The 15,911-nt window shown below is 43.4% G+C and carries 13 protein-coding genes and 3 rRNA genes; 11 read left to right on the top strand and 5 right to left on the bottom strand.

Going from position 1 to position 15,911, the window contains the following annotated elements:
* Nucleotides 1-5: 5 nt before the first annotated feature.
* Together JF50_RS23920 and JF50_RS23915 are read right to left on the bottom strand one after the other, a co-directional pair.
* Complete coding sequence (locus JF50_RS23920) at nt 6-1,241, bottom strand: response regulator (protein WP_039611790.1); 1,236 nt, start codon at nt 1,239-1,241, stop codon at nt 6-8.
* A gap of 151 nt (nt 1,242-1,392) precedes the next feature.
* Entirely contained in the window at nt 1,393-1,767 is a 375-nt protein-coding gene (locus JF50_RS23915; RefSeq protein WP_039611789.1) for a DUF413 domain-containing protein, read from the bottom strand.
* An 84-nt stretch (nt 1,768-1,851) separates the two neighbouring features.
* On the opposite strand from JF50_RS23915, the gene JF50_RS23910 reads away from it, so the two are divergent.
* The 5 genes from JF50_RS23910 (at nt 1,852) to rrf (ending at nt 9,305) form a co-directional block, all read left to right on the top strand.
* A complete protein-coding gene (locus tag JF50_RS23910; RefSeq protein WP_039611788.1) occupies nt 1,852-2,700 on the top strand; it encodes a LysR family transcriptional regulator in 849 nt (282 codons plus the stop codon).
* Between the two features lie 166 nt (nt 2,701-2,866).
* Nucleotides 2,867-3,805, top strand: a complete 939-nt coding sequence (locus tag JF50_RS23905; RefSeq protein ID WP_039611787.1) for a porin — start codon at nt 2,867-2,869, stop codon at nt 3,803-3,805.
* 532 nt (nt 3,806-4,337) lie between these two features.
* Nucleotides 4,338-5,870 (top strand): 16S ribosomal RNA (locus JF50_RS23900).
* A gap of 256 nt (nt 5,871-6,126) precedes the next feature.
* Nucleotides 6,127-9,009 (top strand): 23S ribosomal RNA (locus tag JF50_RS23895).
* 181 nt (nt 9,010-9,190) lie between these two features.
* Nucleotides 9,191-9,305: ribosomal RNA gene (rrf, locus tag JF50_RS23890) — 5S ribosomal RNA — on the top strand.
* The 16S, 23S and 5S rRNA genes sit together here, the layout of an rRNA operon.
* Nucleotides 9,306-9,775: 470 nt before the next feature.
* On the opposite strand, the gene JF50_RS23880 is transcribed toward rrf, so the two are convergent.
* The 3 genes from JF50_RS23880 to JF50_RS23870 all read right to left on the bottom strand — a co-directional run bounded on the left by JF50_RS23880 (nt 9,776) and on the right by JF50_RS23870 (nt 12,080).
* A complete protein-coding gene (locus tag JF50_RS23880; RefSeq protein WP_039611785.1) occupies nt 9,776-10,960 on the bottom strand; it encodes a vWA domain-containing protein in 1,185 nt (394 codons plus the stop codon).
* Nucleotides 10,960-11,793 (bottom strand): AAA family ATPase, encoded by an 834-nt coding sequence (locus JF50_RS23875; protein ID WP_039611784.1) that lies wholly within the window; start codon nt 11,791-11,793, stop codon nt 10,960-10,962. Before JF50_RS23875 ends, JF50_RS23880 begins: the two co-directional genes overlap by 1 nt.
* Before the next feature lie 65 nt (nt 11,794-11,858).
* Complete coding sequence (locus JF50_RS23870) at nt 11,859-12,080, bottom strand: DUF1653 domain-containing protein (protein WP_200890437.1); 222 nt, start codon at nt 12,078-12,080, stop codon at nt 11,859-11,861.
* Between the two features lie 87 nt (nt 12,081-12,167).
* Here JF50_RS23870 and JF50_RS23865 point away from each other — a divergent pair, with 87 nt between their 5' ends.
* The 6 genes from JF50_RS23865 (at nt 12,168) to truD (ending at nt 15,910) form a co-directional block, all read left to right on the top strand.
* On the top strand, nt 12,168-12,644 hold the full coding sequence (locus JF50_RS23865) for a DUF2947 family protein (RefSeq protein WP_039611783.1): 477 nt from the start codon (nt 12,168-12,170) through the stop codon (nt 12,642-12,644).
* A gap of 84 nt (nt 12,645-12,728) precedes the next feature.
* Nucleotides 12,729-13,358, top strand: a complete 630-nt coding sequence (locus JF50_RS23860; protein ID WP_235423509.1) for a hypothetical protein — start codon at nt 12,729-12,731, stop codon at nt 13,356-13,358.
* A gap of 53 nt (nt 13,359-13,411) precedes the next feature.
* Nucleotides 13,412-13,696 carry a cell division protein FtsB gene (ftsB, locus tag JF50_RS23855; protein ID WP_039611781.1) on the top strand — a complete coding sequence of 95 codons (285 nt, stop codon included), beginning with the start codon at nt 13,412-13,414 and terminating at the stop codon, nt 13,694-13,696.
* On the top strand, nt 13,689-14,393 hold the full coding sequence (gene ispD / locus JF50_RS23850) for a 2-C-methyl-D-erythritol 4-phosphate cytidylyltransferase (RefSeq protein ID WP_039611780.1): 705 nt from the start codon (nt 13,689-13,691) through the stop codon (nt 14,391-14,393). Before ftsB ends, ispD begins: the two co-directional genes overlap by 8 nt.
* On the top strand, nt 14,386-14,862 hold the full coding sequence (ispF, locus tag JF50_RS23845; RefSeq protein ID WP_039611779.1) for a 2-C-methyl-D-erythritol 2,4-cyclodiphosphate synthase: 477 nt from the start codon (nt 14,386-14,388) through the stop codon (nt 14,860-14,862). Before ispD ends, ispF begins: the two co-directional genes overlap by 8 nt.
* Before the next feature lie 16 nt (nt 14,863-14,878).
* On the top strand, nt 14,879-15,910 hold the full coding sequence (gene truD / locus JF50_RS23840) for a tRNA pseudouridine(13) synthase TruD (protein ID WP_039612175.1): 1,032 nt from the start codon (nt 14,879-14,881) through the stop codon (nt 15,908-15,910).
* Nucleotide 15,911 lies beyond the last annotated feature (1 nt).

Genomic DNA, 15,911 nt, shown 5'->3' with positions numbered 1-15,911 from the left:
ACGCTTTAGAAGGCAATTTGATTTCGTCCAGATTCTTTCGCTGTGTAAAGCTTCTCATCAGCTATTTTTATGAGCGGATCAATACTCTCAATGATCTTATCTGCCACGCCAATGGAAACTGTGAATGGAATATGGTACGGAGTCAAAGAGCTACTGCTTTTCTCTAGGAATAATCTAAATTGCTCTAATTTTTGAGCATTTTCCTTACTATCTAATGAGCGGAATAACACAGCAAATTCTTCGCCACCTAACCTAGCATAAAGATCGTGTTCAAAAAACTTCGCAAAACATTCACCGATTGATTGTAGAACTTTATCACCAGCATCATGTCCATGTTGGTCGTTAATCTTTTTGAAAAAGTCGATATCAATCATAGCCAGCATGCAACTATGGCTTTGACGACTATTCATTGTGAGTTGTTTGCTGGCGTGTTCAAAGAAGTAGCGTCTATTCGGTAATTGGGTTAAATAGTCAGTATTTGCTTGTCGTCTAATGGTTGCAATGTTTTCTAACATATCAACGTTTTGACTTAATCGACAATAAAACTCTTCGGGGTTAAACGGTTTACGCAAATAATCATTTGCGCCGCTTTTGAGAAAACGAGCAGATAAATAAGCATTGTCAGTGCCGGAAATACCAATGATGGCTTTGTCATCATTACTGTACAATCGTCTGATCTCTGCGCACAGCTCTTCACCTCTCATATTAGGCATTTCGTTGTCGGTGATAATCACATCAATATCTGGGTGGTCATTAAGCGTGGCAAGCGCTTTTATACCGTCTTCAGCAACATAAACTTGATATTTATGTCTTTGCAATAAAGAGCTTATATGTCGTCGTGTCGCCGCTGAGTCATCTACAACCAATACTTTGACTTGTTCATTGCGAGGTAAACGTTGCAACTGGCGTTTTAAATATTGATATGCTTGTTTATTTTCTTTCGTTATATAGTCAATGACAGGGTATTTATCTACTGTATCTCGGGTACTGGACTCAAGGTTACCAGTCATTACGATAGTCGGTATATTTGCTTTTACGGTGTACGGGATAGCCTCTCCATTTGTTGCATCGGGCAATACAAAGTCGACTACGGCACAAAAGTAGTTGTGATCGTTAATTAACCTTTTTGCACTTTCCAAAGTTGTAGCGACATCAACGTCGTACCCTACAGAACTTGCAATGTGTTTTTGAACTTTCGCGATAGTTGGTGTGTCTTCAATTATGAGCACTTTTCTCAACACATGCACAACCTTAACAGCTTTTCTTTACTTCAGTTTTAACTGAAAGCGTAAAAAAAGCAATGAAGAATATGAGATTCATAGACTAAAACTCCGTCAACTAGCAATGTAGACATTAAATCTGACAGAGCAATACGGTAAATGTGAAAACATCTTAATCTAAACTGGGTTCTACTTCCTGTTGTTCAATATGATTTTGAGTTCGGTGGATATGGTTTTGAACACTTAATGTATGAACCTTATGTTTCCGTGTTGTTAGGTCTAGGTATTTAGCCCAAATTTTTTCAATGCGATTCTTAGGTGGTGTGTGTTGTGTAAAGGTATCAAAAAACTGCTGTTGCAGTGGGTTACTTGGTTTAGTCTCTTGTTTATGCAAACGACGAAGAAGGTGTCCATGTTGTTGCAGAAGTTCAGACTCGAGCAATGTAAAATGTCCACTTCTCGAAAACCCCCTAGGGAAATGCTTATCATCGTAAAAGGGCTTAGGTGCAGCAAAAGCTTCTTTTAATTCAGCTATAGTCTTATCCATGATGTTTTCCTCAATTTGTTTGCAAGAGTATGGCCCAATGGTGATGCTTTTTTAAACGAAAGTTTTTTATTGAAAGGTAGGGGAATGGACAAGGAACTATTAAAAACTTTTGTCGAAGTTTCAAAAACTCGTCATTTTGGCCGTGCTGCTGAAAACTTGTATATTACTCAATCAGCTGTCAGCTTCAGAATTAGGCAGCTAGAACAAAATTTAGGTGTGAGTTTATTTACGCGCCAGCGTAACAATATTCAGCTGACGGCGCCAGGAGAGCGCTTGTTGCCTCATGCGAAAATGCTATTAACAGCGATACAAAGGGCAAGGCTTGATGTCGCATTAGCGAGTAATAGGCAGCAGCAATTGTCGTTGGCTGGCACACCAAACATATGGGATGCTTATCTGCATTTTGGTATCAATCAAATAGTGTCGTCTATGCCGGGTGTCTCTTTGGTGGCAGAAGTAAAGGCGCATCAGGAGAGTGTAAGGCTATTGTTGGAGCGCACATTGGACATTGCTGTGTTATTTGATCCCCCTAAAGTTGATGAATTAATCGTTAGACAAGTTAAAAACTTGTCTATAATTCCTGTCAGTACATTTAATTATACAAATAGAGATGACTTTTTTGGCAAACAGTATGTGTATGTAGATTGGGGGACGGCGTTTTCACTTTGGCATGCAAAACAGTGTAATAGTGATATTCCACCTTATTTTCGTACTAGTACGGGGCGTATAGCCCTAGAGCTTATTTTGCAATGTGGTGGCTCGGCTTATTTACCAGAAATGCTCGCAGCAGAACTAATACGTAAACAACAGTTGTTTTTTGTAGATTCTGTAGAGTGTAGTTTTCGGGAGGTGTATGTCGCTTATCATAAAGGGAATGATCAGGTAGAGCATATAGAAACAGTCGTAAATCTATTAGCTTCTATTGCAGAGTAATTTCAGCATGTCTGATTTTCTTATCATTACCTATTTATGACACAACGCTGAATTTTCAGTTTCAATAAAATGTCATTTTTATTTTACGTGTAATATTTCTGTCACTTAGTGCTGGCAGACTGCGCCTGTCTAATAAATTACGTGTTGCGATATTGAGGAAATACACATGAAACTAACCAAATCAGCATTACTACTCTCTATTCTTAGTGGTCTATCTTTGAATGCTCATGCCGATGTTGATGTATACGGTAAAGCAAATCTGTCTGTTCAATCTTCTGATGAAGGAGACGGCTCATTTACTGAAGTGAAGAGCAATGCCTCACGTTTTGGTTTTAAGGGTTCTGAAAAGCTAGATTCAGGCCTGGAAGTAATTTACAAGCTAGAATTTCAAGTTGATGTATCAGATGCTGATTCAAAAGGCGATGATGACAATATTACTGCTCGTAACCAATATGTTGGTTTAAAAGGCAAGTATGGTGAAGTTGTTATTGGTCGTAATGATACAGCATTTAAACTTTCTCAAGGTAAGCTTGATCTATTTAATGATTTAGAAGCAGATATTAAAAATATTTGGAAAGGTGAAAACCGCTTAGGCGATTCACTATCATTTAAGTCTGCAAGTTATAATGGTTTTAAAGTACTGGGTACATTTATTGCTGAAGACGCGACTGATGGTGAAAACGGCTACTCTGGTGCAGTTACATACGGTGATGCAAAACTTAAAAAGTCTAAGTTTTATGTAGCGCTTGCGGGTGACAGTGAAGTAAAAGGTTATGATGCTTTACGTTTGTCAGGTCAATATAAAGCAACGGATGATTTAAAGCTTGGTGCTATGTATCAGAAGCAAGAAAAAGTAGATGGTACTGGCACCGCGGATGGTTTCTTAGTAAACGCGGCTTATAGCTTTGGTGCAAATACGGTTAAGATCCAATACCAAATGATTGACTTTGATGCGGCTGCTTCAAAAGATGTGGATGGTATCAGTATTGGTATCGACCATAAGCTTGCAAAAGCTGCAAAACTATACGCGTTTTATTCATCTGTTGATGAAGATGCCGGAACAGAAGAAGATTACTTAGGTTTGGGTATTGAGTACAAGTTTTAAGTAAGTACAAAATTAATAGTATGTGAGCCGTACTCTTTAACGAGTACGGCTGATTTTAGTCGAAAAAACCACCTCTTTGTTCTCTATTTGCTCAAATGAACGCCTTTTCCGTTTTTTGTTAAAAAAACGCTTGCGCCAATCTTAAATCTCCCTATAATGCGCACCCACTGACACGGCGGGCTGCGAGAGAAAACGCAAACCAAAATGAAAGTTAAAGTTAAATTGAAAGATTAATTAAAAAATTAAATTTTCTAGTTGACTTTAAAAGTGAAGCGGTTAATATGGCGCTCCACTTCGCAGCAACGCTGCGGTAACTAACCAAGAGTTAGTTACACTGTTCTTTAAAAATATGAAGCAATCATCTGTGTGGGCACTCGTACAGATTGAGTTCTAACAAAATATTTAGAGTCTCAAATGTAACTGAGTGACTATAACAGTCAATTCGTTTTGATTTTACTTTTTCAAAAGTAGAAACAAACAAAATCAGAATTCATTGAGCATGGTTTGAAGTTTACTTCAAACAAAAAACTTTTAATTGAAGAGTTTGATCATGGCTCAGATTGAACGCTGGCGGCAGGCCTAACACATGCAAGTCGAGCGGTAACATTTCTAGCTTGCTAGAAGATGACGAGCGGCGGACGGGTGAGTAATGCTTGGGAACGTGCCGTAAGGTGGGGGACAACCATTGGAAACGATGGCTAATACCGCATAATGTCTACGGACCAAAGGGGGCTTCGGCTCTCGCCTTATGATCGGCCCAAGTGGGATTAGCTAGTTGGTAAGGTAATGGCTTACCAAGGCGACGATCCCTAGCTGGTTTGAGAGGATGATCAGCCACACTGGAACTGAGACACGGTCCAGACTCCTACGGGAGGCAGCAGTGGGGAATATTGCACAATGGGCGCAAGCCTGATGCAGCCATGCCGCGTGTGTGAAGAAGGCCTTCGGGTTGTAAAGCACTTTCAGTAAGGAGGAAAGGTTAGTAGTTAATACCTGCTAGCTGTGACGTTACTTACAGAAGAAGCACCGGCTAACTCCGTGCCAGCAGCCGCGGTAATACGGAGGGTGCGAGCGTTAATCGGAATTACTGGGCGTAAAGCGTACGCAGGCGGTTTGTTAAGCGAGATGTGAAAGCCCCGGGCTCAACCTGGGAACTGCATTTCGAACTGGCAAACTAGAGTGTGATAGAGGGTGGTAGAATTTCAGGTGTAGCGGTGAAATGCGTAGAGATCTGAAGGAATACCGATGGCGAAGGCAGCCACCTGGGTCAACACTGACGCTCATGTACGAAAGCGTGGGGAGCAAACAGGATTAGATACCCTGGTAGTCCACGCCGTAAACGATGTCTACTAGGAGCTGGGGTCTTCGGGCAACTTTTCCAAAGCTAACGCATTAAGTAGACCGCCTGGGGAGTACGGCCGCAAGGTTAAAACTCAAATGAATTGACGGGGGCCCGCACAAGCGGTGGAGCATGTGGTTTAATTCGATGCAACGCGAAGAACCTTACCTACACTTGACATACAGAGAACTTACCAGAGATGGTTTGGTGCCTTCGGGAACTCTGATACAGGTGCTGCATGGCTGTCGTCAGCTCGTGTTGTGAGATGTTGGGTTAAGTCCCGCAACGAGCGCAACCCCTATCCTTAGTTGCCAGCGATTCGGTCGGGAACTCTAAGGAGACTGCCGGTGATAAACCGGAGGAAGGTGGGGACGACGTCAAGTCATCATGGCCCTTACGTGTAGGGCTACACACGTGCTACAATGGCAGATACAGAGTGCTGCGAACTTGCGAGAGTAAGCGAATCACTTAAAGTCTGTCGTAGTCCGGATTGGAGTCTGCAACTCGACTCCATGAAGTCGGAATCGCTAGTAATCGCGGATCAGAATGCCGCGGTGAATACGTTCCCGGGCCTTGTACACACCGCCCGTCACACCATGGGAGTGGGTTGCTCCAGAAGTAGGTAGCTTAACCTTCGGGGGGGCGCTTACCACGGAGTGATTCATGACTGGGGTGAAGTCGTAACAAGGTAGCCCTAGGGGAACCTGGGGCTGGATCACCTCCTTAACGATTTAGAACAGATTTGTTCGAAGTGTCCACACAGATGATTGTTAGTTAGCTTTAATAGCTAATTAATATTGCTCTTTAAAAATTTGGAAAGCTGATAATTAAATTCTCGAATAACAAGCAATTGTTATTCAGAGTTTTCGAAAGAAAATGCCGATTAATCATTTAATTGATTAATTAGCGTCTACTTTAGTATTACTTAACTTCTGGCGAAGTTAAAACTGTCTTTGACGATACAAACCATTTTGGGTTGTATGGTTAAGTGACTAAGCGTACACGGTGGATGCCTTGGCAGTTGGAGGCGATGAAGGACGTACTAACTTGCGATAAGCTAAGTCAAGCCAGTAAGAGGCACTTGAGACTTAGATTTCCGAATGGGGAAACCCACCGCTTAGCGGTATCTTACAGTGAATACATAGCTGTAAGAGGCAAACCGGGAGAACTGAAACATCTAAGTACCCCGAGGAAAAGAAATCAACCGAGATTCCGAAAGTAGCGGCGAGCGAAATCGGATTAGCCCTTAAGCTTCAGTGTAATTAGTGGAACCTTCTGGAAAGTTGGACGACACAGGGTGACAGTCCCGTACACGAAAATTTATCTGAAGTGAAATCGAGTAGGTCGGAGCACGTGAAACTTTGACTGAATATGGGGGGACCATCCTCCAAGGCTAAATACTCCCAACTGACCGATAGTGAACCAGTACCGTGAGGGAAAGGCGAAAAGAACCCCTGTGAGGGGAGTGAAATAGAACCTGAAACCGTGTACGTACAAGCAGTAGGAGCCCTTCGAGGGTGACTGCGTACCTTTTGTATAATGGGTCAGCGACTTATATTCTGTAGCAAGGTTAACCATTTAGGGGAGCCGTAGCGAAAGCGAGTCTTAACTGGGCGCTTAAGTTGCAGGGTATAGACCCGAAACCCGGTGATCTAGCCATGGGCAGGTTGAAGGTCAGGTAACACTGACTGGAGGACCGAACCCACTAACGTTGAAAAGTTAGGGGATGACCTGTGGCTAGGAGTGAAAGGCTAATCAAACCGGGAGATAGCTGGTTCTCCCCGAAATCTATTTAGGTAGAGCCTCGGACGAATACTTACGGGGGTAGAGCACTGTTAAGGCTAGGGGGTCATCCCGACTTACCAACCCTTTGCAAACTCCGAATACCGTAAAGTACTATCCGGGAGACACACGGTGGGTGCTAACGTCCATCGTGGAGAGGGAAACAACCCAGACCGTCAGCTAAGGTCCCAAAGTGTATGTTAAGTGGGAAACGATGTGGGAAGGCTAAAACAGCTAGGAGGTTGGCTTAGAAGCAGCCATCCTTTAAAGAAAGCGTAATAGCTCACTAGTCGAGTCGGCCTGCGCGGAAGATGTAACGGGGCTAAACATACCACCGAAGCTACGGCTGCGAACTTATGTTCGCGGGGTAGGGGAGCGTTCTGTAAGTGGCTGAAGGTGTGCCGGGAGGCATGCTGGACATATCAGAAGTGCGAATGCTGACATGAGTAACGATAATGCGGGTGAAAAACCCGCACGCCGGAAGACCAAGGGTTCCTATCCCATGTTAATCAGGGTAGGGTGAGTCGACCCCTAAGGCGAGGCTGAAGAGCGTAGTCGATGGGAAACGGGTTAATATTCCCGTACTTGGTATAAATGCGATGGGGGGACGGAGCAGGCTAGGCAAGCATGGCGTTGGTTGTCCATGTGAAAGGCTGTAGGCTGGTGACTTAGGAAAATCCGGGTCGCTAAGGCTGAGAGTCGAGACGAGCTACTACGGTAGTGAAGTTGTTGATGCCCTACTTCCAGGAAAAGCCTCTAAGCTTCAGTTTATATCGAATCGTACCCTAAACCGACACAGGTGGTCAGGTAGAGAATACTAAGGCGCTTGAGAGAACTCGGGTGAAGGAACTAGGCAAAATTGTACCGTAACTTCGGGAGAAGGTACGCTCTTGTTTGTGAAGGATTTACTCCGTAAGCAAACGAGAGCCGCAGTGACCAGGTGGCTGGGACTGTTTATTAAAAACACAGCACTGTGCAAAATCGTAAGATGACGTATACGGTGTGACACCTGCCCGGTGCCGGAAGGTTAATTGATGGGGTTAGACATTTGTCGAAGCTCTTGATCGAAGCCCCGGTAAACGGCGGCCGTAACTATAACGGTCCTAAGGTAGCGAAATTCCTTGTCGGGTAAGTTCCGACCTGCACGAATGGTGTAACCATGGCCACGCTGTCTCCACCCGAGACTCAGTGAAATTGAAATCGCAGTGAAGATGCTGTGTACCCGCGGCTAGACGGAAAGACCCCGTGAACCTTTACTACAGCTTGGCACTGAACATTGACCCTACATGTGTAGGATAGGTGGGAGGCTTTGAAGCACAGTCGCTAGATTGTGTGGAGCCGTCCTTGAAATACCACCCTTGTAGTGTTGATGTTCTAACTTAGGTCCCTAATCGGGATTGAGGACAGTGCCTGGTGGGTAGTTTGACTGGGGCGGTCTCCTCCCAAAGAGTAACGGAGGAGCACGAAGGTTGGCTAAGTACGGTCGGACATCGTACGGTTAGTGTAATGGTAGAAGCCAGCTTAACTGCGAGACAGACACGTCGAGCAGGTACGAAAGTAGGTCATAGTGATCCGGTGGTTCTGAATGGAAGGGCCATCGCTCAACGGATAAAAGGTACTCCGGGGATAACAGGCTGATACCGCCCAAGAGTTCATATCGACGGCGGTGTTTGGCACCTCGATGTCGGCTCATCACATCCTGGGGCTGAAGTCGGTCCCAAGGGTATGGCTGTTCGCCATTTAAAGTGGTACGCGAGCTGGGTTTAGAACGTCGTGAGACAGTTCGGTCCCTATCTGCCGTGGGCGTTTGAGAATTGAGAGGGGCTGCTCCTAGTACGAGAGGACCGGAGTGGACGAACCGCTGGTGTTCGGGTTGTTATGCCAATAGCATTGCCCGGTAGCTACGTTCGGAATCGATAACCGCTGAAAGCATCTAAGCGGGAAGCGAGCCTCGAGATGAGTTCTCACTTTAACTTAGAGTTAACTGAAGGGCCGTTGAAGACTACAACGTTGATAGGCGAGATGTGGAAGTGCTGTGAGGCATTGAGCTAACTCGTACTAATTACCCGTGAGGCTTAACCATACAACGCCAAAGTGGTTTTAAGCTTGTTAGAAGTTAAGAATATAAGTAGACGATAAGAATTTAATTACGCTCTCCGAATTTAAGCATTGTGACTAGATAAGCTCTTATGAGAAATCAATTCACCTTGCGCAAATGAAATGACAAAAAAGACGTCATTAGCCATTTGCACGACAAGAATTTGCTTGGTAACCATAGCATTTTGGAACCACCTGATCCCATGCCGAACTCAGTAGTGAAACGAAATAGCGCCGATGATAGTGTGGGGTTTCCCATGTGAAAGTAGGACATTGCCAAGCGCAAAATAAAAGAAAGCCCGATTCGAAAGAGTCGGGCTTTTTTGCTTTTAAGTCCCTCAGCAACAGCTAAACTAGCTTATTTCACCTTGCGCAAAAAGAGCGTACTCACTGCGTTCGTTGTCGCTAGCCTTTTGCACGATAAGCGCAAGGTGAAGGGAGCATCCTTCACCGCCGACAAGGCAAACTCAAGATTTCCTCAGCAACAGCTAAAACGGCTTATTTCACCTTGCGCAAATTGAACGTACTCACTTCGCTCGTTGTCGTTACATTTTGCACGATACTCACCTTGCGCAAATTGAACGTACTCGCTTCGCTCGTTATCGTTACATTTTGCACGTTAATCACCTTGCTCACTGTTATTAATACTTCCCTACTTTTCAATAAGGACAATACCTAATGGTGGACGGCACACGAAATTGAGCCCATGACTGACCGAACTGCATGGGCTTTTGAATTCTAAAAACACCGAATTAAGTCAGTGTTTTAACTGCTTGGGCGATACCTTCTAAGGTGAGCGGATACATTCTGCCTTCCATCAATTTATCAATTTGTCCTATTGACTGGTAATACGGCCAGTAATCTTTCGGTTGTGGGTTCAGCCACGCCACTTTGTCGAAATGATCTGTGAGCCGTTTTAACCACTCGCTACCAGGTTCTTGATTCCAATGCTCTACACTCCCCCCTGGGTAGGTAATTTCATAAGGGCCCATTGTCGCATCACCAACAAATATTAAGCGGTAATCTTTGCCGAATTTATGAATGAGTTGATAGGTATCAAGTAGGGAATCGTTTAAGCGCTCATTGTCTTTCCAGACGTGCTCATATACACAGTTGTGAAAATAGTAAAACTCTAAGTGTTTAAACTCAGAGTGAGCAGCACTGAACAACTGTTCGCATATTTGGATATGATCGTCCATTGATCCTCCAATATCGAACAACATGAGTACACTAATAGCATTGTGTCTTTGTGGGGCCATTTTAACATCGAGCAAACCGCCTTGTTTTGCTGTTGCTTCAATAGTGTTGTTGAGATCAAGCTTTTCGCTCTCATGGCTGCGGGCGAATTTTCTCAGTTGCTTGATTGCCAATTTCATATTTCGGCTGCTGAGATCTGCATCTTTGTCGAGGTTTTTATATTGCCTCTTATCCCATACCTTGACGGCCTGCCTATGGCGACTTTCGTGTTGGCCAATTCGTACGCCTTCAGGGTTATATCCATATGCCCCAAAGGGAGATGTGCCGCCTGTGCCTACCCATTTGTTACCACCAGCGTGCCTTTTTTGCTGCTCTTCAAGGCGGCGCTTAAGTGCTTCCATAAGTTTATCTAGCCCACCTAAGGTTTTCAGTTTGGCTTTTTCTTCTTCGCTGAGCTGCTTCTCAAAGTCTTTTCTTAACCAGTCTGCAGGTAAGGTTTGCTGTTGTATTGCATTGGCAAGGTCTACTTGCGCTACACCCTGAAAATAGTCAGCAAACGCACGGTCAAATTTATCGAACAAAGTTTCATCTTTAACAAATATCACTTTGCTGAGCGTATAAAAATCATCGATGTTACCAAAGCAGAGCCCTTGCTCTAGCGCCGAAAGACAATCTAGCAGCTCCCTGAGACTTGCTTTGATACCATGTCGTCTAAGAGTAAACAGGAACTCAATGAGCATTATCTTTTACTCATAAAAGCGAGTTTTTCAATCAAGGTCACATCTTGCTCATTTTTTAATAAAGCTCCAAATAATGGCATAAGGCCGCCTTGGTGTGTTTTGTCATGTAATGTTGTGGCATCAATATCTTCGGCAAGTAATAGCTTTAGCCAATCGAGTAACTCGCTGGTACTGGGTTTTTTCTTAAGGCCTCTAATTTCTCGTAAATTAAAGAATACCTCCAATGCTTGATTAAGTAGTGTTGCTTTTATATCAGGGAAGTGAACATCCACAATGGCTTTCATCTCTTCAATTGATGGAAAGTCGATGTAATGGAAAAAGCACCTGCGCAAAAACGCGTCTGGCAGCTCTTTTTCATTATTTGACGTAATGATAACGATAGGTCGGGTATCTGCTTTTACTTGCTGTTGCGTTTCATAAACGTGAAACTCCATTTTATCTAGTTCGAGCAGTAGGTCATTAGGAAACTCGATATCGGCTTTGTCTATTTCATCTATAAGAAGAACGGGACGCTTGTTCGCTGAAAATGCCTGCCACAATTTGCCTTTTATTATGTAGTTATTTACATCATGAACACGTTCGTCGCCCAGTTGGCTATCGCGAAGTCGTGATACGGCATCGTATTCATAAAGTCCTTGCTGAGCTTTAGTGGTAGACTTTATGTGCCATTGAATCAAGTCAGTCTCTAAACTTTGAGCGAGTTCTTCCGCCAATAGGGTTTTACCAGTACCAGGCTCACCTTTTATTAGTAGTGGTTTCTCTAACAGAATGGCGGCATTAACCGCCTGTTGTAGTGCTGCTGTTGCTATATATTTGCTTGTACCTGTGAACATTGTTTCTTGTGGTCTGAGGAGATCATGCTATCAGTTTGCCACACTTCCATTTTCACTACCAAATATCATTCTTCTCGCACAAATTGAAATCTAGGCTGTGTTTTACCGTCAATAGTGACATCTTCAACAAACATGCTCAGAGGCCTTGCCCAATGGTCGTAATTACCATATAGCGTTTTATAGATCACGAGGGCTTCTTCGCTTTCACTGTGGGTTGCAATAAACAACACTTGGTATTCTTTACCCTTGTAATGGCGGTATATCCCTTTTTTAAGTTCGATAGGCATTGTTGAGTCCTCATATGACTGGGTATAATTGGCTTATTAAAAGACGAGTACAGATGCTCGTTTATCTATGAAATAAGGTTTTAATACATGAATTATATTGCGCTTGGCGATTTCAAGAAAGCATGGGTTTTCAGGCATAAGGACCTCCCGATTGACGACGCAGATTTGGCCCAGATTAAGCCGATGACAGCGCAGCGTGCAGCTGTTCTTTGGAGTACGATGGTTAGCCGAGAGCAAGACCACCCAGACTTTTTTACTCCACATGACTGGGCAGGTAAAGAAGATAACTGGGAAGAAGTTGTAGAGTGGGAGAATAAGTGGGAAGAAGGTGAAGCACTATTGCCTTTGGAGATCTCGGACTACTTGGGCTGGGAAGATAATACGACGGTCTATTTTTGCTTATCAAGAGAACATGTAATTGAAACCCAGTTTGGCGTATTCAAGCGTTGCTGGCAAAACTTTATGTTTTTAGTTGATGGCAGTTTATTACTTGGCAAGAAGCGAGATGCGGCAGTACAGTTTTTAGAGACTGGTGAAGCTAAACTTGGTAAACGTCCGAAATGAAAATAGACCCCGCTTATAATATTTAATAGACTGATTGTATTCAGGTATGGCGCGGTGATATAAAACCCCTTAATGGGAGGGATTTTGAGAGAGCATAATACAGGCAAGCAGCAGACGACTATTTGGCAAGATGAAGCTTTACGGCTTGTCTACGCTGAGCTTGTTAATGTATTTTATACTCGAGAAATTACGCGCTTATCTACAGAAGCGGATCCGAACAGACTGAAAAGAGTATTAAGCAGTTTACCTTATTATGTTGAACGTGCGGCAACGCATATTGTCTTGGGTGAAGTGCCTCTTCAGTTAGATAGTCATAATGGGTGTTGGGTGGCAACGCAAAGGCGGGTTCCATCGCAATCATCTGATAAAATTCGGCTCTATTTCGAAAAACACGCTGAAGTGGGGCTAGTTGTGCCAGTTGCTATCAATCAGGACCATGAAACCATCCTTTGTATTGATATGATAGATCAAGTGAATCAATCACAAATACATTGCAATCAATATGGTTGGTTCGCCAATGAAGGACATGGCTTAGATAATGGTCATATAAGTATACTCAAACCGACGAAAGCTTTAATGACAGCCGCCTGTTGTGGTCACCGATGGCAATATCATAAAATGATAACACCGAGATTACTTGGCCTAAGAGAGATGCTGCTTGCAAGTAGCATCAATTGGCGCAATGTAGCAAAAAAGAAACTAGTATCAGGCTGACAATTATCCTGTTGTCGACGTGACTACATCATTCATTTAGTAGGGTATATTTTATGCGTTTTTTTCAGTTGGCGCTATTTTGCCTGTGTGCCTACATACAGTATAAGCTGTGGTTTGGCCATCATGGTTTGCAGGACTATCGGAGGATCACCGAAACGGTAAATACCCATCAACAAATGAATGCCGAATTACTAAAAAGAAATAAATTACTTAAAGCAGATATTGAAGACCTAAAATTAGGTTTAGAAGGCGTTGAAGAACGGGCTCGGCATGAGCTAGGCATGATCAAGCCTAATGAAACTTTTATCCGCGTATTACCTAAGAAGCATTATGAATAAAGCAATTTCATTAGCGGCAGTTGTTCCTGCAGCTGGTGTGGGTTCCAGAATGGGACTTAATCACCCAAAGCAATATTTAAAAATTGGTGAAAAGACCATCCTAGAGCATACGTTAATAAAGTTATCCAATGTTGAACATATTAATCATATCTATGTTGCAGTGAGCGAAGATGATGGCTACTTCGATGGTTTAGATTTAACTGAGCTAAATACAACCCGTGTACCTGGTGGCAAAGAAAGGGCTGATTCAGTGCTTAATGCTTTGAAGTCTATGCAGGCACATCCTCCTGAGTGGGTTTTAGTGCATGATGCTGCCAGGCCACTTGTCGATATTAAAGATATCGAGAAACTGATTGTGTCTTGCTTAGGTACTGGTGAAGGCGGAATACTTGCAAGTAAAGTGAAAGACACGATTAAAAAAGGCGATAAATACATAGAAGAGACAGTGCCCAGAGATCAGCTATGGCAAGCTTTAACGCCTCAACTTTTTCCTTATCAAGCGCTTTTGAGTGCACTGGAAAGCGCATTGAGTGAGGGGGCGATGGTCACCGATGAAGCTTCCGCTATGGAGAGGGTGGGGCTGCCTGTGGTACTAGTCTCGGGGCGATCTGACAATATAAAGATTACCACGCCAGAGGATCATGCACTGGCATGTTTTCTAATGGCACAACAGCAAAAGAGTATTGAGAATGTTTAGAATTGGTCATGGCTTTGACGTACACAAATTTGGCGGCAAAGGGCCTTTAGTTATTTGTGGCGAGAAAATAGAGTTTGAACAAGGTTTTATTGCACACTCGGATGGTGATGTAGCAGTTCATGCTCTTTGCGATGCATTGTTAGGGGCACTTGCGTTAGGAGATATAGGGAAGCACTTCCCTGATACGGATAGTGAGTTTGAAAACATAGATAGTCGCATTTTATTAAGAAGGGTGATTGAGCAAGTAACGAAATTGGGCTACACAGTAGGAAATATTGATGTCACACTTGTTGCCCAAGCGCCTAAAATGCGACCGCATATTGATGCAATGAGAGCAAATTTGGCCGCTGATTGCCAAATTGAACTCGATCAAGTGAATGTCAAAGCAACAACAACGGAAAAGCTTGGTTTTGAAGGTCGCAAAGAAGGCATTTCAAGTCATGCCGTCGCACTACTTATGAAGGGGTAGTTAAGTGATTGATGCTATAGCTTCGCTAAATTACCTTTATGGCGAGCCTCTGTCTAAAGGTGACTTTAAGCAAACAGCAGAAGACTTTGTAGTTGAAGAAATACTGGATATTGAGTTCACCGGTAAAGGTGAGCATGTTTGCTTACAGATTATTAAACGCGGAGAAAACACTGCGTATTTGGCCAAGCAAATTGCTAAATTCGCGGGTGTTGCTCCTAGAGATGTGAGCTATGCTGGGCTAAAAGATCGTCATGGTGTCTGCACGCAGTGGTTTAGCGTACCGGTTCCCATCAAAAAGCACATAGACTTTTCGCAGTTAAACTCAGACTCTATGGTCGTGATTAAACAAGTGCGGCATAACCGAAAATTAAAAACGGGCTGTCACCGTGGAAATCACTTTGTGATAACGCTCAGGAATGTGACCAATCACTTGGATGTGCTTGCTCGCATAAATGCAGTGAGGCAAGGTGTGCCAAATTATTTTGCAGAACAGCGATTTGGTCATGATGGCCATAATTTGATAATGGCAGAACGGTTGTTTAATGGTGAACATATTCGTGACAAAAAGCTCAGAGGTATTGTGATATCAGCTGCGAGATCGCATATTTTCAATCACATCGTGTCAAAAAGAGTAAAAGAGCATGGTTTAGCTAAAACCTGGCATAGAGAGATCTTTTTATTGTCCGGTAGTAATGCGTTTTTTGAAGATGACTTAAACGATGAGGTTGTTGAACGTTTAAATCAAGGGGATATTCTTTTATCTGCGCCACTGGTTGGTAAAGGTGAGAAGGGGCTTACTGAGCTTGAGAAGTCTTGGCTGGAGGAGCACGCTTCTTGGCATCAGGGACTTGCGGAGCTGGGCTTGAAGAATGAGCGAAGAAGCTTGAGAGTGATCCCTAAATCACTCAGTGTTAAAACCATAGACAATCAAACCTTGCAGCTGAGTTTTGATTTACCAAAAGGGTGTTATGCGACTTCTGTACTAAGAGAGCTGATTAAACATAAAGATGTGAGCTTGAGAGATAAACAAGAATCTGGGGAGCAATAAG

It is taken from the genome of Pseudoalteromonas luteoviolacea, from assembly GCF_000814765.1.
GTDB lineage: Bacteria > Pseudomonadota > Gammaproteobacteria > Enterobacterales > Alteromonadaceae > Pseudoalteromonas > Pseudoalteromonas luteoviolacea_H.
This window is presented reverse-complemented; position numbering and strand designations above follow the sequence as displayed.

What these genes read in the sequence shown, in the direction of transcription:
- JF50_RS23915 (WP_039611789.1), bottom strand. Translation starts at nt 1,767, where the DNA reads ATGGATAAGACTATAGCTGAATTAAAAGAAGCTTTTGCTGCACCTAAG.
- JF50_RS23910 (WP_039611788.1), top strand. Translation starts at nt 1,852, where the DNA reads ATGGACAAGGAACTATTAAAAACTTTTGTCGAAGTTTCAAAAACTCGT.
- JF50_RS23905 (WP_039611787.1), top strand. Translation starts at nt 2,867, where the DNA reads ATGAAACTAACCAAATCAGCATTACTACTCTCTATTCTTAGTGGTCTA.
- JF50_RS23880 (WP_039611785.1), bottom strand. Translation starts at nt 10,960, where the DNA reads ATGCTCATTGAGTTCCTGTTTACTCTTAGACGACATGGTATCAAAGCA.
- JF50_RS23875 (WP_039611784.1), bottom strand. Translation starts at nt 11,793, where the DNA reads ATGTTCACAGGTACAAGCAAATATATAGCAACAGCAGCACTACAACAG.
- JF50_RS23870 (WP_200890437.1), bottom strand. Translation starts at nt 12,080, where the DNA reads ATGCCTATCGAACTTAAAAAAGGGATATACCGCCATTACAAGGGTAAA.
- JF50_RS23865 (WP_039611783.1), top strand. Translation starts at nt 12,168, where the DNA reads ATGAATTATATTGCGCTTGGCGATTTCAAGAAAGCATGGGTTTTCAGG.
- ftsB (WP_039611781.1), top strand. Translation starts at nt 13,412, where the DNA reads ATGCGTTTTTTTCAGTTGGCGCTATTTTGCCTGTGTGCCTACATACAG.
- ispD (WP_039611780.1), top strand. Translation starts at nt 13,689, where the DNA reads ATGAATAAAGCAATTTCATTAGCGGCAGTTGTTCCTGCAGCTGGTGTG.
- ispF (WP_039611779.1), top strand. Translation starts at nt 14,386, where the DNA reads ATGTTTAGAATTGGTCATGGCTTTGACGTACACAAATTTGGCGGCAAA.